General features: G+C 51.8%; 14 protein-coding genes. 8 read left to right on the top strand and 6 right to left on the bottom strand.

Annotation, left to right across the window (positions count from 1 at the left end; all coding sequences use genetic code 11):
* Positions 1 to 29: 29 nt before the first annotated feature.
* Entirely contained in the window at positions 30 to 1,697 is a 1,668-nt protein-coding gene (locus SH302x_RS09790; RefSeq protein ID WP_479368544.1) for a serine/threonine protein kinase, read from the bottom strand.
* Positions 1,669 to 2,292 (bottom strand): sigma-70 family RNA polymerase sigma factor, encoded by a 624-nt coding sequence (locus SH302x_RS09785; protein ID WP_479368543.1) that lies wholly within the window; start codon positions 2,290 to 2,292, stop codon positions 1,669 to 1,671. Before SH302x_RS09785 ends, SH302x_RS09790 begins: the two co-directional genes overlap by 29 nt.
* 374 nt (positions 2,293 to 2,666) lie before the next feature.
* Here SH302x_RS09785 and SH302x_RS09780 point away from each other — a divergent pair, with 374 nt between their 5' ends.
* On the top strand, positions 2,667 to 4,046 hold the full coding sequence (locus SH302x_RS09780) for a DUF1552 domain-containing protein (RefSeq protein ID WP_479368542.1): 1,380 nt from the start codon (positions 2,667 to 2,669) through the stop codon (positions 4,044 to 4,046).
* Between the two features lie 28 nt (positions 4,047 to 4,074).
* Positions 4,075 to 6,024 (top strand): DUF1588 domain-containing protein, encoded by a 1,950-nt coding sequence (locus SH302x_RS09775; protein WP_479368541.1) that lies wholly within the window; start codon positions 4,075 to 4,077, stop codon positions 6,022 to 6,024.
* A gap of 74 nt (positions 6,025 to 6,098) precedes the next feature.
* Here the strand turns inward: SH302x_RS09775 and SH302x_RS09770 are convergent, their stop codons facing one another.
* Positions 6,099 to 6,968 (bottom strand): twin-arginine translocation signal domain-containing protein, encoded by an 870-nt coding sequence (locus SH302x_RS09770; protein ID WP_479368540.1) that lies wholly within the window; start codon positions 6,966 to 6,968, stop codon positions 6,099 to 6,101.
* A gap of 350 nt (positions 6,969 to 7,318) precedes the next feature.
* Between SH302x_RS09770 and SH302x_RS09765 the strand changes: the two genes are divergently transcribed.
* The 3 genes from SH302x_RS09765 (at position 7,319) to phnD (ending at position 12,253) form a co-directional block, all read left to right on the top strand.
* Positions 7,319 to 8,635, top strand: a complete 1,317-nt coding sequence (locus SH302x_RS09765) for a HEAT repeat domain-containing protein (protein WP_479368539.1) — start codon at positions 7,319 to 7,321, stop codon at positions 8,633 to 8,635.
* 6 nt (positions 8,636 to 8,641) lie between these two features.
* The gene (locus SH302x_RS09760; protein WP_479368538.1) at positions 8,642 to 10,927 is read left to right on the top strand and encodes a hypothetical protein; all 2,286 of its coding nucleotides are present in this window, start codon (positions 8,642 to 8,644) and stop codon (positions 10,925 to 10,927) included.
* Between the two features lie 210 nt (positions 10,928 to 11,137).
* Positions 11,138 to 12,253: a phosphate/phosphite/phosphonate ABC transporter substrate-binding protein gene (gene phnD / locus SH302x_RS09755; protein ID WP_479368537.1), complete on the top strand. Its 1,116-nt coding sequence runs from the start codon at positions 11,138 to 11,140 to the stop codon at positions 12,251 to 12,253.
* Positions 12,254 to 12,352: 99 nt separating this feature from the next.
* Here the strand turns inward: phnD and SH302x_RS09750 are convergent, their stop codons facing one another.
* Positions 12,353 to 12,793, bottom strand: a complete 441-nt coding sequence (locus tag SH302x_RS09750) for a hypothetical protein (protein WP_479368536.1) — start codon at positions 12,791 to 12,793, stop codon at positions 12,353 to 12,355.
* Positions 12,794 to 12,971: 178 nt separating this feature from the next.
* Between SH302x_RS09750 and SH302x_RS09745 the strand changes: the two genes are divergently transcribed.
* Positions 12,972 to 17,807, top strand: a complete 4,836-nt coding sequence (locus SH302x_RS09745; RefSeq protein ID WP_479368535.1) for an outer membrane protein assembly factor BamB family protein — start codon at positions 12,972 to 12,974, stop codon at positions 17,805 to 17,807.
* A 3-nt stretch (positions 17,808 to 17,810) separates the two neighbouring features.
* Here the strand turns inward: SH302x_RS09745 and SH302x_RS09740 are convergent, their stop codons facing one another.
* Both SH302x_RS09740 and SH302x_RS09735 read right to left on the bottom strand, forming a co-directional pair.
* Positions 17,811 to 18,623, bottom strand: a complete 813-nt coding sequence (locus tag SH302x_RS09740; RefSeq protein ID WP_479368534.1) for an inositol monophosphatase family protein — start codon at positions 18,621 to 18,623, stop codon at positions 17,811 to 17,813.
* Positions 18,624 to 18,724: 101 nt separating this feature from the next.
* Positions 18,725 to 19,489 (bottom strand): sensor histidine kinase, encoded by a 765-nt coding sequence (locus SH302x_RS09735; RefSeq protein ID WP_479368533.1) that lies wholly within the window; start codon positions 19,487 to 19,489, stop codon positions 18,725 to 18,727.
* A gap of 203 nt (positions 19,490 to 19,692) precedes the next feature.
* Here SH302x_RS09735 and SH302x_RS09730 point away from each other — a divergent pair, with 203 nt between their 5' ends.
* Both SH302x_RS09730 and lpxB read left to right on the top strand, forming a co-directional pair.
* On the top strand, positions 19,693 to 19,977 hold the full coding sequence (locus SH302x_RS09730) for a hypothetical protein (protein ID WP_479368532.1): 285 nt from the start codon (positions 19,693 to 19,695) through the stop codon (positions 19,975 to 19,977).
* Between the two features lie 48 nt (positions 19,978 to 20,025).
* Entirely contained in the window at positions 20,026 to 21,207 is a 1,182-nt protein-coding gene (lpxB, locus tag SH302x_RS09725) for a lipid-A-disaccharide synthase (RefSeq protein WP_479368531.1), read from the top strand.
* Positions 21,208 to 21,281 lie beyond the last annotated feature (74 nt).

Here is a 21,281-nt window from a genome sequence, read left to right as displayed (position 1 = left end):
ATCTTGGCACCATAAGCCTCGTGCTTTGATTAAAAATCGCCGCCGCTTTCTAGCTGGACTGTCTCGGACTGGCCTGGCAACTCGAGCGACGCTGTCTGACGGGTGACATACCTAGCGCTGAGCAGTGTGACGCCAATGATTACTGGGAGAGCAAGCAGTAGTCGTTTGATGCGACGGCGTCGAGTCGACGTGCGACCACTTTTAGATCGTTCCCAGTCGGCCATGTACCAACAGAGGCTTTGAAAAAAGAACGTCAAGGAAATAAAGCTGAAGGTAAGGATGCGAGCACCTATTGATCGTTTGTACCAGAGCATCGCGGGCAAGATTCCTGCAGTGGTGAGCAGGGTTGATATGCATAGCACAACTGCTGCTACAAAAGAAAGCCAGTAATGAAGCTGTGACGACCGACCTGAAATGTGTCGTCGAGCCGACCAAACGATCCAAAGATCCAGCGGCCATGTAAATAGCAGATGCACCGCAGTGGCTTCTATGATTTCCGTCATCGTAACGGTAACACCCGGAGTCGCTGTCACCACCAGAATTGCGCCGGGCCCGAAGATGAGCCTCATACAGGCAAGTGCGATGATTAACATCGTGCATTCATTGATACGCGCTGGTTGTTGCGACCAACGGTGTGCACGTTGCATGAGCGTCATGCGACGTCCTTGAATTGGCTGCCGATTCAGGCATCGACGCAGATCATCAGCAAGCATTTCAGCCGAAGCATATCGATCTGCAGGATTTCGCTCTAGACACTTCATGCAGACGGTTTCCAGGTCGGTATCAACGTCGGCACGCAGTGTTGAAATTGGCGTTGGCTTGTCATCGCGCAATCGAAATAGGACTGCGGCGTAGTTGCTTGCCGCGAACGGTGCCACTCCTGTCAGCAGGTGATATAGAATAGCACCGAGGGCAAAGATATCCGAATGCGGCCCTATGTCATCGCAACGCGATTCCGCCTGTTCGGGCGACATATACAGCGGCGTGCCAATGATCAGGCTCGATTGGGATTCATGCATCCCATGAGTAATTTGCGCCAGTCCAAAGTCCGTCAGTCGAGGGTGAAAGTCGTCTAGAGTGTTCAATGCCGAAGAGTTTGATTCGTTCGGAACCAGCAAAATATTGCCCGGCTTCAAGTCACGATGAACCACGCCATGATCGTGGGCAAACTGAACAGCTCTCGCCACTTTTTCGATCAGCCTGAGCACTGAATCGATATCATATGGAACGCCGGACTCATCCATCCATTGCTGCAAATTCGGTCCAGGGCAGTATGCGGATGCCATATAAGGCACCGCGCGAGATAGATCCGCTTCGAAAAGCGGAACAATTCCAGGGTGATTCAGTCGCGCGCTTGCCTGAACTTCGCTCTCGAATCGAGCCAAGCGATCGCTGTCCAGAAGAACATCCGGCCGAGGGATTTTGATGGCTACGGCTCGGTTCAAATCGGGATCATGCGCCTTGTAGACAACTCCAAACGCGCCCCGACCGATAATGCGTTCCAGGCTGTAACGCGCCACTTTGGTCCCAACTAAATTACCTAGCGGCCGGTCGATAATCTTTGGCTGCGATTGCCAGAGTTTATCCAGTCGCCGGATTACGTCGGCAGCATCTATGTGAGGAATGTCGTTGTGAGGGTTTTCGTCTTCATCTCCGACTAATTCTTCGTCAATGGGGTTTGGCGGAGGGTTTGACATGTTGGGGAGCTAATCGTTCCTGAATTTCTAAAACAATCCTTGACCAAAGGTTCCGTGCCGCGCTTTCGGTCATGCCTAATTCTGCTGCAACTTGAGCGTGGCTAAGTCCCATCCGATGTCGAAGTTCCAAAACCTGTTGGCTACGCTGGGGTAACTGCGATACAACGCGCACTAATTCGTCATCGGTTTCACGTTGCCGCAAAAGGGCGCTGGGTGATGCCTCGAACTTAACCGCTTTCAATTCACTTTGCTCAGTCCAAGCAATTTCCCTACAAATGTTCCTTTTTTGCGACTGGCGAAACTTACGACCTTCATCCGCCAGATTATGGATCACCAGCCTGCAGACCCACGCTTTGATCTCTCCCTCACTTTGACCTCGGAACTCGGCGAAATCTCGATGGGCTTCCAGCAGTGATTGCTGCACAACATCCGACGAATCCAACTTTGCTCTCAACCCCACGTCCAATCGCTGTTGGGCAAACATTAACAGGTAGGAACGCAGCTCTTGCCAGATCTGATTCAGGGCTAGATCGTCTCCCTGACGTGCCGCATCAAGCAATTCGGACCAACTGACAACGGAAGTACTCTCTACCATATTTAGGCGTAGTCCAGCGAGTGAATGTGGCAGAAATCTCACAAGAGGTATAAGTTTTGCAAGTGCATCAGCGGCGACTTATCTATGGTACTGTTTCATTGATTAAAAGCAATTCTCGGTCGAGCCATAGCTTTGTTCTAATTGCAATACCTTTCAAATTTGTTCGTAGTCCCGCTTTTAAGAGGGCCACTCCTGCGAAAAACTCAGTTGAATTCCGCCTGAAGACGCTGGTACAAACCCCCAAATCCGCATCCTTGAAAGGTAGTGACGCCAAACGGCAACCTTCCCTCAGCGGCAGGCTTGTGCTACACTGAGAGTGTTCGCGTTCCGCGATTCCCGCCATATATATCCCACCTACCGCTGGAGATTCTGCCATGATATCTCGCCGACACTTGCTGCGTGGAACAGGAGTTCTGCTTGGGTTGCCCTTTCTCGAAGCGATGTTGCCACGATCGGTCGCTAGTGGTGCCAGCGTCAGCATCAAACCTCCAGTTCGCACCGGTTTTTTCTATGTGCCCAACGGCGTGAACATGGATTCGTGGCGACTGAGCCAACCGGGCACAATGAGTGAACTGTCCAATACCCTTTCGCCGCTAGAACCGCTGCGTAATCGTGTGACGGTCCTGTCGAATCTAGCAGCCAAACATTGCAAGGGGTTTGAAGGTTCGCACGAACCAACTGGTGGGGGGTTCCTGGTTGGACAGAAATGTAAGCACTCCGAAGAGCCCGAAGTGGGTGGAACTTCCATCGATCAATACATTGCCAAACAAGTTGGCTTGCAGACGCCAGTTGATTCGCTGACGCTGGGCATCGACCCTGGCCACACCGGTGACCACGGCTACAGCGGAACTTATCTATCGCATATCTCATGGCGAGGAAAAAGAACGCCGGTCCCCTTGGAACTGAATCCAAGGCTGCTGTTCGAACGACTGTACGCTGGTAACTCGCCACGGCGACGCAAGGCTGGGGATTTGGAGCATAGCTCGCAGGCTAACACTCCCGATGGCAGCATCATGGATTACGTGCTGGATGACGCGCGAGCGCTGCAGTTGCAGTTGGGCTACAACGATCGTCAGCGCTTAGATGACTATATCGAAAGTGTACGCAGCGTTGAACGTCGAATCCAAACGGCAAGTGCTTCGGACCATACGCATCACGATGGCAGCTTTGATTATGACCCAGAACTAGATGGCGTTTATCGCACGATCGATGGCTTGCTGCCGAAGGATGGCCGAGGGATCCCCGATAGCTATCTGGATCATGTGAATCTGATGTTGGACATTTTGGCTTTGGCTTATCAAGCCGATACGACCCGAGTAGCGTCCTTCATGTTCTCGTATGAAAAGTCGGGACGTTCCTATAAAGAAGTTGGTGTCCGTGATGCGCATCATTCGGTATCGCACCACAACAACGAAGAAAAGAACCTGGATAGTTTGACCAAGATCAATCAGTTGCACGTCGAATTGTTTGCACGCTTCTTGCAAAAGCTGGACGGAATATCCGAAGGCGAAGGTACGTTGCTGGACAATTGCTTGTTCTTGTACGGTTCAGGGATCAGCGACGGCAACAAGCACAATAACGATGACTTGCCGATTCTGCTGGCCGGGGGCGGAGGTCAAGGGATCCAAGGCAACCGCCATTTGGTTTTTGAAGAAAAGCGTCCGATCTGCGATGTCTATCTCACGATGGCTCAAGCGGCTGGCGTCTCGATTGACTCGTTCGGCGATTCCGAAAAGCCACTGGAACTGGTCTAGAAGCCGTCCTTGCGTTAGGTAGATGTTTATGCGTTTCTGGTTAGTTCAAGCGTTGGCGGTATGGGCATTCTTGGGCAGCGGTTTGGCAGCGTTGGCGCAGCCTGGTCGCGACAAAGAAGAGTTGTCGTGGGACCGCAATATGAATCGCATTTTTGCGAAATATTGTCACAAGTGCCACAATGATGAAACTTCGCAGGGCGGCATCAATCTGAAACGCGACCGAGATCTCAAGATGGTCTTGGATCACCGCGATGTGTGGCTGAAGGTTGGCGAGCAACTGGAATACGGCAATATGCCTCCCGAGAATGCCCGGCAACCGGATGAAAAAGAAGCGGACTTGATGCTGCAGTTCATCAATACCATGGTTCGCAATCTGCAGTGCGGTGATCGCATCGAAGCTGGCAAGCCGGTGACGCGTCGTTTGAATCGCGTCGAGTACACGCGGTCGGTGGCTGAGCTAGTTGGCATTGATCGTCGCATCGACGAAACGTTGTCGCCCGATACCAATGCATTTGGATTCGATAACATCGCTGATGCGATGTCGCTGACGCCGACGCAAATTGAGCAGTACGCACAGGCTGCAACCGCGATCGTTGAATTTGTTTTGGCAGATTCCCAGGTCAAAGACAACCCGAAACTCCTTGCTCTTTTGAAAACTACGGCGGGAGATTTTCGTGACCTGTCCCCACCCGATGCGGACCGCTTGGTGAATGAAGTTCTTGAGCGACTGGCGTTTAAGGCATTTCGGCGACCAGCGCGCCCAGTCGATGTACAGGGCCTGTCGCGAATTTATCAGCAATCGCGGCAAGCGGAACTTGAGCCGATGGTGTCGCTGGGGAATGTGATGCGAGCGGTCTTTATTTCGCCCAGGTTCTTGTTTCGGATCGAACAGCCACAACTCGATGCCTCAGATGCTTATCTCGTCGAGCAGTATGACCTGCTGTCCCGCGTAAGCTTCTTTCTATGGTCTGCGCCGCCTAATGATGAATTGTTGGCGTATGCGGCGGAGCATGATTTGCATGATGAGCAAGAGTTGCGAGTGCTGGTCGATTCGATGTTGAAATCTCCGCGCAGCAAAGAGGGTTTGATTGAGCGATTCTTTTTACAATGGCTACGGCTTAACGAGTTGCCCTCGCACATTGTGGATGCCAAAGCGTTTCCTGACTTTGAAGCGGATGTACTGTACGATCTGCAGCGAGAAGTGATCGCCACGGTGGAGCATCATTTGCACCACGCGGGCAAGGTGACGGACTTGATTGACCACGACGGTATCTTTGTCAATCAACGGTTGGCGAAGTTCTATGGCGTGGAAGAATTGTACACGGCGGTTGCAGCACAGGAGGCAAACCTCCTTGACGATACGTTCATCAAAATTCCTGTAGGCCAATCGCGAAGGGGAGGGCTGTTGACGACGGGGGCAATTTTGGTGGGAACTGCTGATCCTTATCGAACCAATGTACCTCGACGCGGAAATTTTATCGCCGGTGTCTTTTTGGGAGATCCACCGCCACCTCCGCCGCCCGAAGTGCCCGAACTGGATGACGAGGCAGGGGGAAGTGCCAGTTTGACTTTGCGTGAAAAGCTAGAGCAGCATCGCTCGAACCCACAATGCGCAAACTGTCACGCTAAGATGGATCCGATTGGATTTGCTTTTGAAAATTTTGATGCCACGGGGCGATGGCGAGACATGGAAGCTGGCAAAACGATCGATGCAAGCGGTGAGTTGATCGATGGTAGTGCGTTCGAAGGGCCAGCGAGTTTCAAGCAAGTGATGTTGCAAAAACGCGAGCAGATCGGCCGCCACTTTATTCGGCAAATGCTGATTTACGCATTGGGTCGGGGGCTAGGAATCGGCGACGAATGCACGGTGGAATCGCTGATTGGGAAAGCAAAGGACCAAGATTGGCAATTATCCACAATTGTGACGGAGATCATCCTAAGTGATCCATTTCGCTATCGCATAAACCCCGATTTCTAAGAAGGGGATCGAGAGCAAACTCACGGACGTTTCGTTGAACAAGGCTGAAAAGGCTGTGCATGCCCTCGCCTTTCCTAACGTTGGACGTTGGCGGATTCGACTGCTGTGGCCACGCGCGAGGCTCGGTCGGCGGCCAAGTAGACTTCGGCGATAAATTTCTCTTTGATAGCAGGTTGGACGTATTGCACGCGATCGACCAAGCCTCTGACGCCGAACGGATTGTTGACACACGCATCCGATAACTGCGAGAGAAACTTCAAAGTCTCGACATAGTTTTGGTCCGCGGTCGCACCCATGACCGGCGCAATGGTCCTGACGACTAAGTCGGCGCCAAGGCTATCAAGCTTTAAAAAGACATCTAAATGAAGCGTGATCATGTTGATGCCGTCAGGCATAGCTCGAGGTTGGCTATGTACCACGCACAAACTTCGGCCGTCAATCTTTTTGGGTACAAGCTTTCCGGTGTAATCGCCCGTCGAGTAATACACGTGAATGTTTTCGTTCCCGTAAAGCAGTTCAGAAACACATCGTGTACCTGCGGCATCATCGGCTTTGAAAACATAGGGTGCAATACGCTCGATCTCCACCTTGGTCGCACCCATGGCATCCCAGATACCGATCAGCAATTCCGGATAGCGGACAAACTGTTTGAAGAGTTCTTGATCGCATTCAATCGTGCGTTGAGGCATCCGGCGAAAGTAGGTCGCCGAGTTTACGACGCTGTGTATTTTTGCTTGAGCAGAGGCGGTCATCGCTTGCTGAGGAATTCGACGCAAAGCGTCTAGCTTCAGTGCTTCCGTAGATTGGCCATCCGCTGTGAACGGTTCTGCTGCCTGCGAAAAAGACGGGCAAGCGACTGCGGCTGATATAGCAGCGAGTCCCTGCAGAAAGCTTCTGCGGTTAAGCGAGTGTCGGTGATTGAGGGAACGAGGTTTGAAAATCATTTCAAAAGTCGGGATACGGGATCCACCAATCACCCCATCTTTGCAACCTCCCCCAAATACGAATCAAGCGATAAGCTGGGGCGACCAAGTCGAATGCGAAAGATAGTGAGTTTGCGAAGTGACGAGCCTAATCTGCACTGCGATAATTCATCGACTGACGCAGAGCTCTTCCAACAAATTTTCACCTCAGTTCGGCTCGAAATCCTCAGTTTTTCAAGATAAGGCTCGCAGGTTGCCCAAGTTGGGCTTGAGTCAAAATCGCAATTTCTTCATCCTTCGCTGAGAACCGAACTTGTGAGGCAGGAAACTCACATCATTTCGTCATCATTAGGATCTATTGCAATTCACGGATGAACTTTCGCAAACAACCACTCATCGATGGCGATTGGCTGCTAGGCCCAAGTCAAGCGACGGCTGAGACTGCGTCCGTGTTTCGCCCATCAGTAAGCATTGTGGTTGCTGCGGGCATGCTGGTCGGTGGTTGGATCTTTATCAGCCAAGGGTATCTCGATCAAAGAAATGCAGAAGTAAAGGCCGCCAGCCTGAACGCGTCCATTGCGAATACTCCTTCAGACAGTCTTGCATTAGCTTCCGGTGCGAATACCGAGCCTTACTCAGACTCCGCATTACTCAATTCGAATCTAGATCAAACGATGATTCGCACCGTCGATCGCTTTGTTCCAAAAGCGTCTGCGTTGCAGCAACCCTTCGATCGCTCATTTTCCACGACGGATTCAACCACTCCGCGAAACTCAACGATCGCGCGTCAAACCAAAGCAGCTCTCAAGCTACCTTTAGGTTTTACCCAGGCTGGTAGTTTGATGGATCTGTCGTCTAGCTTGGCGATCGCGGATATCCGATCCGATGCCACGCCGCCGATTCCGGTGGATTTGCTAAGCGGACAAGCAACCGACACGAAATCTTCGGGCGTACCAACCATTGTCAGAACGCAAACGCCTGCGGCCCGAGCGACCCAAACTGCGATCTCCGCCAAGCCCTCTCAGTCACCGTCGCTGCCGAAGTCCGCTAGTCCAGCCACCAAAGTGGTTCGTACGGTCGCTTACTCAGGCCATTTAGCGGAAACAGCCGCTCATGTTCCAGCGACACCCGCAACAAACTTCGACATGCAAAACAAGCTGCGTGGCAATCCAGAAGTCCAGTCCGATTTTGGTAGTTTTGAAGCGGATCAAGCCCAGCACACTCCAACGTTGAATACTCAACCGTCGGCAACCGACTATGGCCTGACCGAGCACGCGCTCGTGCAAGGCCTAGAGACTCGCCCAACGGGCGAAGTCGTACGTTTGCTGGGCAGCATACAACCCAAGATCGCTGGAGCTGCGATGCACGAACTGCAACGCCGCAAAATGAGCGATGCGCACATCCAACTGGCACTTGACCTTGTCGCGGGTTCAACACAGCAACGTTTGTCGGCTTTAGATCGCTTAGTGGATGAACGTAGTATCGCCCCCATGCCTTGGCTGGTTTGGATGGCTGAAGACAACGACCGCAAAGTCCGGGAACATGCAGTCCGAATGCTTGGCTCCATCGCCGACGATGAAGCCCGACGACACATGCGACTTTTGATGAATCGCGAAAAAGATGAATCGATCCGAAGCTTATTACGGCAACTGTGCATCGCTTCCGGATCAAACTCAACCATTCGATGAGGATCGATGATGAATCGTTCAACAACACACGTGGCAAGCAAGAATAGCTGGAACAACATCATCAAGACCGCCTGCCGCTACGCATGCTTGGCATTTCTGACCATGTTTGCTTCCACGCAAGCCTGTGCGGCCGAGTTTGAAAAGTTCGAATCACCGCGAACCATGTATGTTCTCAGCACGACGACAGACACAATGTCCAGTCCGGCTAGCGATGCTTACTCGACGGGAACGCTGAGTCGCAGCGATGTCGTAGAAGCTTACGGTGCCATCGCAGATCAGTGGATTGCGATTCGACCGCCAGCTCGTCAGTACGATTGGGTGGCCGCTCAGTACGCGCACCTGTTACCAGGCGGCCATCTAGCTGAGATTATCGACACACCGACACCTGCTTGGATTCACACCGATGCCAAAGATCGCAGCCAGTTCCAGTGGCAAATCAAATTGCAGCCAACGCAACAGGTTGCTGTAAAAGGCCAGTTCCTGCAAAAGCTCAGCGATGGTCGCACTCGTGCTTGGTACAAGATCGATCCACCGCCTGGCGAATTTCGCTGGGTCAAAGCAAGTGAACTATCCAGCAAGCCTCCGAAGTACACGTTGGTGAAAAAAACGCCTCGCGAGCCAGAACAAGCCTCTGCACCGAAGCAAACCGTCGAAGCGGCAAGCCAGCAGTCTGGCTCTGAAGTACAACAAGCTTCGAGCATCATTACCAATGTCCAGTCGCAGCCCGTGGTGCTAGGGCCAGGCGAAGTCATCGTGAGTCACGACGACTCAGGATTATGGAACTTGTCCAACGGCAGCATCCTTTCGGAAGATGGCAGCATCCTCGATGCATTGCCGATGCACGAAGGCATCGTTTACGATGACAGTTCTATCGATGGCATGTCATTGTTGCATGACGGAAGTTGCCCAAGTTGCAGCGGCGGAATGACCTGTTCCGCTTGTGAAGCAGAGTATGCTCGTCCATTACATCGCTTGCGCCCTGTGAGCCGACTGCTAAGTTTAATTGGGCTCGCAATCGTGGAAGCGGAACCACTGCCGGGCGTTGGCGTTTGTGGCGGATGTGGATTAGCGACTTGCTCGACCTGTGGACCTGTGCCAGCCATGAGCCATGCTGCCAGTATCGGTTCATTGCCTAGCCGATTAGACCGTTTACCGAGGCCAGTGCGATCCATCGATCCTTCTCAAGTTGACGATTCCATTTTAATTGATCGCCTAGGCGACGCTCGGCGATCCTTGCGTGAGTCCTTAGATGAAACTCGCGCGCACCTGCAAGCTGGTTCCGAGCGTATGGTGCCCACCCCGGCCAAGATCAGTTTGGGGACACCGCTGCGCAGTGCGATCAACGACCGTGAACCATTGTTCGGAAAGCCAAAGGCGGCCCAATCCGAAGGGCCTTGGCAAGGCTTGCCGGTACGCGGTGTTCCATCGCATGATTTAGAACTGGATGTCCAGTCGCCCACCGGAGCGGATGATTGGTCGCGGAGACCTGCAACCGGCGGGGGCAATTCGAGTAATGGGCAAGGCTCGTTGCTGCAAACTTCAACGCCTACATCGCGTGATCAAGGCAGTTTGACCCGTCCTGACTTCCAAGCGGAACTACCCTTAAGCGATATCGAGCTTCGACGCGCAGCGGCAGAGCTGACGGCGATCGTCGCTCTGCCAACCGAGCAATGGCAGTTAAACCCCCTGCGCCAAGACGTAGAATATTTGATTGAAATCGGTCACGATCCGATCGTGCGGGGCGAAGCGAGGCTGCTGCTAGAACGCATTGATGAGTTTGAGAATTTCCGAGCGAGATGGATGCGAGCGAACTCCAATCGAATTGTCAGCCATGAGCGAACTGCGACCGGAGATTCCTTTGGCGGGGTAACTTCACCAATTGACACTTCACCAATTGACACTTCACCAATTGACACTTCACCAATTGACAATGGCCAGTGGAACGATCGGCGGGTCGCGGTCCAGCCAGCTTCTTTTCAATCTAGCACTGCGGGCAATGTTTCCGACAGCGTTAGCATGAGAGATCCTGCGGCTGTTCGCGACATCATTCAAGCCGCGGATGCGTCGGGTTGGCTGGTTTCGGTGCACAGTGATCGATCGGACTATCCGAAATTCGCGATCACCGATGATGCAGGTCGTTTGGTAGCGTATGTCGAAGCGACGCCGGGATTGAATCTACGGGGCTACCTGCAGCAACCGGTCGCGATCCACGGCCGCCGAGGAATGCATACTCTTTTGAACCAGCGATCCATCTTGGCAGAGCGAATTGTTCGCATCGCGGACGTAAAATAGCTGTAATTGCCGCAAAATATTCACATTCGCTACGTTGCGTTATTGCCCTTCAGCGTTATGCTAAAGGGTACATGACTTGCCATGAGCGATGAACATGTGCTAGCTCTCTTTCGCCCTGCACACAAACCGCCGGGTCCTCGCCAAAGAGATCTGAAGAATTAATAACGGCACGATCTTAAGCACTCTATTTAACAGGCCCTGTGGTTTCTTATGTCCGAAGTCGAAACTGCTGAATCAGCTCGTAAGTTTTCATTGACCCGCGTTATCGCCGCACTTATTCCTGTGGCCTTGATTGCCGCTGGCGTTTCAGCGTACAGCAATCGCCTGGAGAAAGATGCCTTGGACGATCTTGAAAAGGTCACTTTATGGCGACTGTTGGGGGAACAACAGGCTGGCCAGATGCTAGCCAACTCCTATGTGGACAGCGATGGTGACATGGTGGCCGATGCCCCGCAAGATGCCGCCAAACTACTCAAGCCTGAAAAGCTGAAGTTTTCTTATATCAGCCAAAGCGATGCGACCAATGGTGATGTAACTTGGCAAGAGTTTCTCAAAGCGATTTCAGAGAAGACAGGATTGCCAACCGAAGAAGTCATCTTCGATGGATTGGAAGCCCAAATGGAAGCGATGCGAACCGGCGAACTTCACATCACCGCTTTTGGAACTGGCGAAGTTGAATCCGCAGTGAATCAAGCTGGCTTTGTTCCTATGGCGTGCTTCGCGGACGAGCAAGGTGAATACGGTTACAAGATGCTGTTCATTGTTCCTGCCAACAGTTCGATCCAAAAGCTGACGGACGTGAAAGGTCAGCGTTTAATGTTGACTCGTCCAAAATCCAATAGCGGTTGCATCGCACCGATTGTGCTGCTGGCAAACGAATTCAAGCTGCAGTTAGACAAAGATTACAAATTCGGTCTTTCGCAAAGCCATGAGAATTCTATCCGCGGCGTCGTGTCGGGCGAATTCGAGGTAGCTGCAGTGGCTAGCGATATCTTGGAGCGTATGGTCGCTAGCGACAAGGAAATAACTGCGGAAAGCTTCCGCATCATCTACGAATCGAAATCGTATCCGCCAGGAGTCCTAGGAGTGCCACACAACCTAGATCCAGCGATTGTGGAAGCGATTCGCGAGACTTTTGCAAGCTTCGATTGGAAGGGCACCGGCTTGGAGACGACGTATGGTGGCAGCGGCAGTCAGCAATTTGCAATGGTTTCCTATAAGACTGACTGGGAACAGATTCGCAATTTAAGGGCTGCGGCCTTTGCGATCGCCGCGCGCGTGGCACCCAGCAAGAGCAGCTCACAAGCCCCGATGCCGGCCCAATAATTTTCTGCAATTGGTGAACGAAGGCATGCCCCTTCATCAGTGCAAAAGTAATGCGTCTTAGTTCCGCCGTTCGTAGTCCCGCCTTCAGAGGGATTTGTTTTAATTCACGCTGACCTTGCAAAACTGCTTCACAGCGTTCTGCAAGTTCGATTGGCTGTGACGAAACTGAGCGACGTATAGCGGCAGCGATTCATATTGTCCGCGGCGGCAATTACTCTCGAGCGCTTGGGAGATTACTTGCGTTTGCTTGGCCCCCAACTCGTCAGCTTTGCGGCCAATACGATAAGCCATCGACGCGACCCGAGCAACATCCCCGCAAGACAGAGCTCGATCTAGTTCGTTCAAATCGTTTTGATTGCCGCTGACAAATTCCTTCAACAACTGCTGCGCCCTTTCCAGCGATTGTTCGCAGCGTTGCAGCAATTGCTGGCTGTCCAAAACGGGGGACGCTTCCAGGTCATACGCTGGAGTTAAGCAGCGATTTCGAGTTTGTGTTTTCTTCATCAGATGAGCTCGGCATTGAACAGTAGGGGACTCCATCGGAGACTCTTCATCGAAAGTCTAGCTTGCTGTTTACCGTCGTGCAGCTTGAGATTTTGCAAAAAACAACATCCAGTTCCGACTGATCGTAAATGGAATCTTTGCTATAATCGCTACGATCGATATGTTGCAAATCGCACGACGAAACCGCAGGTAGCAGATGAAGGATTTGACGCAAATGACACGAAACGCTTGTTTCGATAGCCGATGGCCCAAGGTGTTCACGATCGCTTTCTGCGTTTGGCTAACGACCATCCATCATGCTGCAACGTACGCTCAACTGTTCTTTCAAGATCAAGTCGGTGAGTCGTCGTCGCTGATCGAACCGCCTCGTGAGATCGAGCGCCTGCTGCGCGAAGCGGAACGTGAAATTGAAAAATCGAACTGGAGCGTCGCGACCAAGGCTTTGGGGCTGGTGTTAGGACTAGAAACGGAATCGAACCGTTTGGAAGGCGGCGGTCAAGACTACTTCTTACCCGCAACGGCTGGAGCTTTTAAGAAAACAGCTCACCAACGCGCTAAAGAACTCTTCAACAGCATCCCTGACGCGGGGCAGGCGACTATTGAACTGCGATATGGAATAGAAGCTGAAAAGATCTTCAACGAGGCGGCCCCGGCTAGCGACTGGAAAGCGATCGATCTGCTTGCTGGCAAATACCCGATGACGGACTTCGGTCGTCAAGCAGCTTATTTGGCGGCAGAACACCAATTGGCGATCGGCAATCCTGCTTGGGCCGCGAGCCGCTGGGAAAGTTTGATGGAATGGCGAGTTGCTCGCGAGAACTTTGGACCGCAGTTGGGCATCGCAGCCGCTGCGGCTTGGAAGGCAGCCGGGCAACCCGGATTAGCCAAAAGCGTGCTGACAAAAGCCAGCGAACTGTACCAGGTAGCAAAGGTCGATGTTCAATCGACGACTTATGATCTGAAAAAGTTGGATGAAACGTTGGCAGTACTGGATATCAATTCGCTAGTTCGACGATCTGAGAAGCAATCGACCCCGCGCGTCCAAGGCGGCAGTCCTGACCGTAACGCAGATACCTTCGCGGGCTTGCCTCTTCCTTTTGTTTCATGGCATTCTTTGTTGCACGAGTCCAGTCGTCATGAAGAGCGTGCCATTGAAACGATCAACCAGCAATCTGAACGCGGACTATCCGCATCGTTGATCCCTTCACGTTCTGGAGTCGTCGTTCCTCCGTACTTGATTGTGATGACATACGATCAACGCATACATGCGATCCATTTGCAAACCGGTGCTTTGGAATGGGTCAGTGCGTTTGCCGGCATGCCTCGTTATGTCGGGCAGGAATACATGGAGAACGATGATTCGCGATTGCCATTGCAGGAAGACCTTGTGCAACGCATTTGGGGGCAACAAGCGACTGGACAACTGACAGCCGACAATAACTATATCTACGCGGTGGTTGAACAGCCATCGATCGATACAGCGGAAAGCTTACAACGTGGCGTCAACGCGATGATTGCGACTCGGATGCCTCGCCAAAGCTACAATGTCTTGCAAGCCTACAGCATTGAACGCCAAGCTAGCTTGGCTTGGGAAGTTGGCGGCGACAATGGATTGGCGGACCCTCGATTGGCAAATGTGTTGTTCTTAGGACCGCCGTTGCCGGTAAATGGCGAACTGTATGTGATCGGTGAATTGAATGGCGAATTATTGTTATTTGCATTGAATCCCGATTCTGGCAAAGTCCTGTGGCAGCAACAACTGGCTGCGAATAACGCTTTTACGATCGCCAGCGACAACGTACGCCGCAACTTCGGATGCAGCCCCAGCTTTCATGCGGGCGTGCTTCTGTGCCCAACACTCAGTAACGAACTCGTGGCAGTCGATTTAGTTGGCCGGTCCCTGCTGTGGTCAACTCGATATGAAAAATCCCGCGAGACAGCCATCAGCAATCGCCCTAATGTTTGGGGAGTATCGCAAGGGTCGTCCTTTAAGCCCCTGGACTTTCGTTCGTCGGATGTCTCGGTGGTCGTAAATAATGGCGTTGCCGTCTACGCGCCGCCAGACGGAACGGGCCTTTTTGCAGTCGATCTGTTCAAGGGCAAAGTGTTATGGAATGCCACTGACCGGCGCGTTCAATACATAGGTTGTATTGCGGATAAATCGTTGATTGCTTCTGCAGGAAATTCGATTATCGCGTTGGATCTCATGACCGGCAAACTGCAATGGACCGCCGAATTGAAAGAGCACGGCGTCGTCACAGGCCGATTGGTGCGAAATGGAAATCAATTGTTGGTGCCAACGTCGGCTAGGAAGATTGTTCAAGTCGATTCGACCAATGGTCAGATTATTTCTTTCATGTCAGTGGAAACAAACGTTGGCAACTTGATTGCAACGCAAGATTCCTTGATATCCATCAGCCCTGTCTCGGTGACTTGTTACCCGATTCGAGATCAAGTGAAATTACGCTTGCAGAATGATCTAGCGGGACAAGAGGATTCGGCGCTGGTCATTGCGCGGCAAGCGGAAATCGCGCTGTCGGAGTCAGATTTAGCGGCCGCTTTCGATTTAGCTTTGACGGCTTATCAGAAGTCTCCTGCGGAACCGGACGTTAGAGCACTGATGCGTAAGATTGCCATGTCCGCGATAGACCAAGACTTTGAAGTTTATTTTCCGAAAGTGACTCAGATCAACGAATTGATGGAGGCTGGACCCGAGCGAGATAAGTACTTGCTATATTTGATTCGAGGCTTGATCGCTCGCAACCAGAGCGACGAAGCACTCGAGCGACTCGTCTCGCTGGCGTTGCTCAAGTCCGATGGGTTACATGCCAATGATTTGGCACAAGCCAAACGTATCGAACTAACAGCTCATCGCTATGCCCTTGAGGAGCATTGGATTGCGGTTACGTTTGATCGGTTATTCGAGACGGCGTCGGCAGGTGCCAGATCGGCGGCCTCACATCGATTACTCCAAAGGCTACATCAGAAGTCCGTTTTGATCGGTTCCACGTCGCTGATCGAGCGATATGCGCATTGGATACCAGCGACTGCTCAATTAAAGCTATACCGGGCAGTTCAGGAGTATGCATCCAAGGAATATCTCAAAGCAGAACGATCAGCAGTTCACGCGTCGAGCCTTGCAGCAGGCCTAGAGGACTCGGAACTACGGCTAGAAATTGAGCGAACTTCAGAGCTATTGCAATTGTTTATCTACCGAGACGTAGGCAGAACTTATACGGTTGCGCAGCTCGCTGCAAAACTGATGATTCCTGTCGCTGAAGTCGCGAAGCTGGACGATTCGATTTTATTGAACTCTAAAGTGTTCAATGGATTCCCGGAGATTCGGCTTGCAAAGGATACGGGCACCAGTATCGATGACGTCAATCTGGAACGCATCGAAGGCTGGATCAATCCATCGGATGCCAGACCTCAAATTACGCTTGAAGAATACTCGGCCTTGCACACTGACCAGCAACCGTGGCCCAGTGGCAAGGTTGAGGTGAATGAGTCAGAACAATTCAGCTTCAGCGCCCAATCCGGCGGATTTGCTTCCAAGCAGCACACGGTATTCGGAAACGCATTGAAGGGTTGGGACACGCAAATCACCACCAGCGGCATACTGGTCAGTGATCCAACCTATCAATCAAAGATCATGGTCTCGATCGATGCAATTCCGAACCAAAACAGCAATCAGAATTTTACCAGTTCCTATATCAACTCCCTAGTTCTCTTGCAGCGCGGTGGTGAACTGTTAGCGATCGATACCCTAGCAGCTCAGCGACCGGTGGAAGCATTCGATTACGCGCAAAGCGACTTCTCTGATTTCCGCTCCATTGTTTGGCAAGAAAAAGTTGGGGCCGATACACCCGCGTTTCAGTCTGCGGCTGCTATGCGTCGACAGCAATGGGACTTCGGAGCGGAAAAGCCGCGCGATAGCGGTGCCGTTTCGGTTGTTCCCGCTGGTCCTTACGGGATCGTGACAGCGACTTCTAAATCGATCCACTGTTTGGATTATTTGACTGGCGAGCAGATCTGGACGGTTAGCTCAAAGATTTTCGAGGGGCTAAGCGTCAATGGTAAAGACGGCTTGGTATCTAATCCTTGGCTATCTTACAAGGATGGACGAATATACGTCATTGATCCTAATGGTAAACGGCGTTTAACTTTGGACGCTCGGGATGGAGAAATCATTGATGGAAGCCGCTTGGCATTTGTCGGCGATGTTTGGGCCGTGACAGACGACGAATTCATTACGTATAAGAACCTAGGTGACGGTCAAATGGTTTTCGAGCTGTACAGCAGCGAGTCAGGTCAGTCGATATTCTCCACCACGACACCCAATGGCGACAAAGCCGATCTACTTCACGATCGCTTGGTCATTTGGGGTGAAAGCGGATTGAAGTATTGGAACATTAAGGACCGAACTCAGTTTGCTTATGAATTCCCATGCAACTTCAAACTTAATCACCTACGACTGCAACAATTCCAAAATCGCATTCTGATCTTGGGATATGCGTTGAACATGCGGCTGGACGTATTGGATCGTGAGTCGGAAGAGTTCTTGAATGCGTATGGTCCAATCTTGGCTATTGATGCCGAAAATGGGCAGCCGATTTGGGAGCAACCTATTGAATCCTATTTTAGTTTCCCGATCCACCAACCGCGAATAGCGCCAGCCTTTGTGCTGACACGACTGATGCGTTTGAGGCTTGACCGTGGAGCACGGCGTACGAACAGTGCATCGATTGCGCTTGTAGACTTAGAAACTGGCAAGCTGCTGTATGCGAATGATTATCTGCAAAGTTATGGTGGTTCACAATTTGAAGCGAAGGTGTTACCTACTAAGCATGAGTTATCGATCAGTTATCGATCTGCGGGGCTTTCGGCACGCTGGACCGATGAAGGAGCAAACGATGCCGTGTTCACTCCAGTGCTTGGCAAGACCGATAGCGCTCAACTGCTAAAGAATATGCCGGATTCCTTCCTGGAGCGCATGCTGCGACGTCAAGGGGAGGACGAAAACCGGGACATGCTGGACGCAGTCGAATGACGGCTAGACTGCCTCTAAGGCTTCTAGCAGTTGGGAATGCAGTTCGCGTGAGGAAGCCACCGCAAGGTTATCTTCTTCCAATTGAAATGGACGACCATTGCGGGCGGTCAAGAAAGCGCCAGCTTCATCGACGATTAGGACTCCGGCTGCAATGTCCCAAGGCCGCACCTTGCCGGCCCAATATCCATCCAGCCGTCCGCAAGCGACAAAACATAAATTCAGCGCGGCGGAACCAAGCCGCCGAACGCTTTGCGCGGAAACCAAGACATTCACGAACTGGGCGATTTCGATCGCTTCACGTTGGATGTTGGGCGGAAAACTAGCTGCAATCAATGCTTGATCCATTCGAACACAACTGGAAGGCTTAATCAAACGATCGTTCAGCCAAGCTCCTTGCCCTTGTACGGCATAAAACATTTCATCAGCCATCGGATCGTAAACGACGCCCACCAGGGGTTTCGTATTTTCCACCAGCGCTATAGAAACCGCGAAGTTGTTCATGTGATGCACGTAGTTCGCGGTGCCATCGATCGGATCAACGACCCAGCACAAGCGTCCGGCCATCGTTGAAAAATCTTTGGCAGCGTCTTCTTCTTCGCCAACAAATCCGTGACTCGGAAATGCTTTGAGCAAGATGTCTTGAATAATCTGCTGAGCCGCAACATCTGCGTCGGTGACTAAATCCTTGGTCGATTTTTCGTGTACCTTGGCGGTATCCAACATCGACCTTAGCACTTCGCCGGCTTCCCGTGCAGCTTGTTTGGCGATTGCCGCGTAATGGAAGAGATTTGAAAGATCATCTGGCAGTTGACTCATGAAGCCTATTCCTGTGGAGCGTTCTCAATGTCGTTATGGCAAAGCGTTCGACCAAATAGCCTAACATGAGCAGTTGCGTCAGTCATCCTATCGCGTGGCGATCAGGCGCTTTGCCGGACGGTTTGCTCGTTGATTTTGGCGATTGGCAAGCGAATCGTAAACGCGGTCCCTTTGCCAACGGCGCTTTCTACGCGAATCCTGCCTTGAGCCCCTTCGATGATTTCACGGCACATGGATAACCCGAGTCCAGTCCCACCTTTCCCCGACGAATCGGGGCCATTTTTCGTGGTGTAGAATCGATCGAAAATCTTCGGCAGAGATTGCGGGTTGATACCGCAACCTGTGTCTCTCACAGAGCAAATAACGTGCGCACTTTGAGCGTCATACGCCAGCTTGATGGTAATCGTGCCCCTTTCTCCAATCGCTTGACGAGCGTTGGTCAGTAAATTCAGTAGCACGCGCTGGAATTTTGAGGGTTCAATCGCTGCTGCGGGGACTGCTTCGATTTGCGGTTCGATGAAAATCCGATACTTTTGCATTTCCCGAGAGAGCAACACCAGCGAATCCCTGATGATCTCATCAAGTTTTGCATTGGACTGTTCAGCATTTCCGGTCCGAGACAGCGACAGGACTGTGGCGCAGATTTTGGCCGCGCGTGTCGCACTTTCGTGGATTTTCTGCAGCGCCTTATCCCGCGTCGCTTCGTCTTTGTGCCGCAGTCCCAGTTGGGCATAATTCAAGATCGTCATCAGTACGTTATTGAACTCGTGAGTAACCGTACTAGACAATTCTCCGACGGCCGCCAGTTGTTCTAACGAAGCCAGTTTTTCCTGCAGTTCTTGAATATTCACGGGCAATTCAGACATGATTTCCGCCTCGACGCTACGACTGAAAAATCGCGATAGCGACGAAATGACAAATTAGGTAATGTTGGGTTGGTTAGATGCCGGTCAAGTGATACGAAAAGCTCTCTGGGAACGTCAAGCCGAATCGACTAGTTTGATTTGAACCGGCGAGCGTGCATGCCATAGGTAAACTGAGTCGCTGGTAAACAAGGATCAAAATATCGATGCATACAATTGACTTGGTAACCATTGCTGTATCCAGGCTATCGGCCATGAATGTCGAACTGCGTTTCGTCCACGGCGACGGTCTTTCCAGTGGTCTCTGCCGTTTGGCCAAGCGACATGTCCTGTTTTTGAACGATGCAACATCTGCCAGCGAACAACTGGATATCATTGCCCACGCTTTCGAGAAACTTCAAGTCGATCTTGCTACCCTACCTCGTCCGCTGCAACAGGCAATTGAGCAACGTTTGCAGGCAGATCCTTACTTATCCACTGCGGTCGCGTAACTTCGAAAGTCCATCTTCCCCTTGCGTCGTCGAAAGCACGAACAAATTATGGCTCGCAAAATTTACTTTTCAGTCGGCGAACCCAGCGGAGACTTGCATGCATCTGGCCTTATCCGTCAGCTCAAGTCCATTGATCCGTCGCTGCAAGTGAGCGGATTTGGCGGGCCAAAGATGGTCCAAGCGGGCTTTCAACAAGACTATGATCTAACGCAGTTGGCAGTAGTCGGCTTTGTGGAGGTATTGCCGAAACTACGAGAATTCTTTCGGTTAAAAGACCAAGCCAAATCGACCTTCCGATCCGAGGTTTTCGATGCAGTCGTTTTGGTCGATATGCCTGGATTCAATTGGCACATTGCTGCAGAAGCTCGTAAGGCTGGCATCCCTGTCTTTTATTACATGCCTCCTCAACTGTGGGCTTGGGGCCAGTGGCGCATTCACAAGATGAAACGCAGCGTGAATCATGTCCTGTGCGCGTTACCCATGGAACAGGAATACTTTCAACAGCACGGCCTGGACGCTCCACTGGTCGGGCACCCTTTCTTTGAGCATGTCTTGAACCATCCGCTAGACCAAGCTTGGATTCAGCAACTCCGCGATGATAACCCTCAACGCGTGGCTGTACTTCCTGGCTCACGTCGACGCGAACTGCAATCCATCTGGCCCCTACAGCTTAAGATCATCGAATCGCTTCACCGCCGATTTCCAAGTTTTGTATTCGATATTGCCTGCTTGAATGAAAAGCATGCAGAGCTTTGCCATTCGATCTATCAACGTGCTGGCCAGCGTGAATTGCCAATCCAAATTCACATCGCCAAGACTAGCGAAGCGATTGAAGCGAGCACTTGTGTGTTGATGAAAAGCGGCTCGGTTTCCCTTGAATTGCTCGCTCGCCGCAAGCCAGCTTGCGTACTGTACCACGCCTCTCACACAACCTATCGTTTGGGCAAAATGCTCTCGTCGGTCAAATACATAACCCTGCCCAATATTATCGCCGACCGCGAGATTGTTCCGGAGTACATTGCAGTTGGGCGTTCAACCTCGGTGGTTTCACCGATCGTCGACTCCATGTCAAAGCTGATGGAAAGTGAACTGGCTCGAAAGCAACAAATCCTGGACTTAGAAGAAGTTCACATCAAATGTGGCGGGTCGAACGCTTCTGTCAACGCCGCTGAAGCGATCGCAGATCGCTTGGGCTGGCAGATGTCCTACGCCCATCGCCATGCTGCTTAGGCTTTGTGTATAATAGCTTCTGCCACTCTCCGGCAATCTAGTTTTCCGAGCGATCCGATTGACTCCAAGGAGTC

The organism is Njordella calcicola, assembly GCF_056494125.1.
Note: the sequence above shows the minus strand (reverse complement) of the source record. Positions and strands in the feature narration are given on the sequence as shown.

Coding starts and splice junctions, on each gene's coding strand:
- SH302x_RS09760 (WP_479368538.1), top strand. CDS start 8,642: ATGATGAATCGTTCAACAACACACGTGGCAAGCAAGAATAGCTGGAAC.
- phnD (WP_479368537.1), top strand. CDS start 11,138: ATGTCCGAAGTCGAAACTGCTGAATCAGCTCGTAAGTTTTCATTGACC.
- SH302x_RS09780 (WP_479368542.1), top strand. CDS start 2,667: ATGATATCTCGCCGACACTTGCTGCGTGGAACAGGAGTTCTGCTTGGG.
- SH302x_RS09765 (WP_479368539.1), top strand. CDS start 7,319: ATGAACTTTCGCAAACAACCACTCATCGATGGCGATTGGCTGCTAGGC.
- SH302x_RS09745 (WP_479368535.1), top strand. CDS start 12,972: ATGACACGAAACGCTTGTTTCGATAGCCGATGGCCCAAGGTGTTCACG.
- SH302x_RS09730 (WP_479368532.1), top strand. CDS start 19,693: ATGCATACAATTGACTTGGTAACCATTGCTGTATCCAGGCTATCGGCC.
- lpxB (WP_479368531.1), top strand. CDS start 20,026: ATGGCTCGCAAAATTTACTTTTCAGTCGGCGAACCCAGCGGAGACTTG.
- SH302x_RS09735 (WP_479368533.1), bottom strand. CDS start 19,489: ATGTCTGAATTGCCCGTGAATATTCAAGAACTGCAGGAAAAACTGGCT.
- SH302x_RS09750 (WP_479368536.1), bottom strand. CDS start 12,793: ATGGAGTCCCCTACTGTTCAATGCCGAGCTCATCTGATGAAGAAAACA.
- SH302x_RS09770 (WP_479368540.1), bottom strand. CDS start 6,968: ATGATTTTCAAACCTCGTTCCCTCAATCACCGACACTCGCTTAACCGC.
- SH302x_RS09790 (WP_479368544.1), bottom strand. CDS start 1,697: ATGTCAAACCCTCCGCCAAACCCCATTGACGAAGAATTAGTCGGAGAT.
- SH302x_RS09740 (WP_479368534.1), bottom strand. CDS start 18,623: ATGAGTCAACTGCCAGATGATCTTTCAAATCTCTTCCATTACGCGGCA.
- SH302x_RS09785 (WP_479368543.1), bottom strand. CDS start 2,292: ATGGTAGAGAGTACTTCCGTTGTCAGTTGGTCCGAATTGCTTGATGCG.
- SH302x_RS09775 (WP_479368541.1), top strand. CDS start 4,075: ATGCGTTTCTGGTTAGTTCAAGCGTTGGCGGTATGGGCATTCTTGGGC.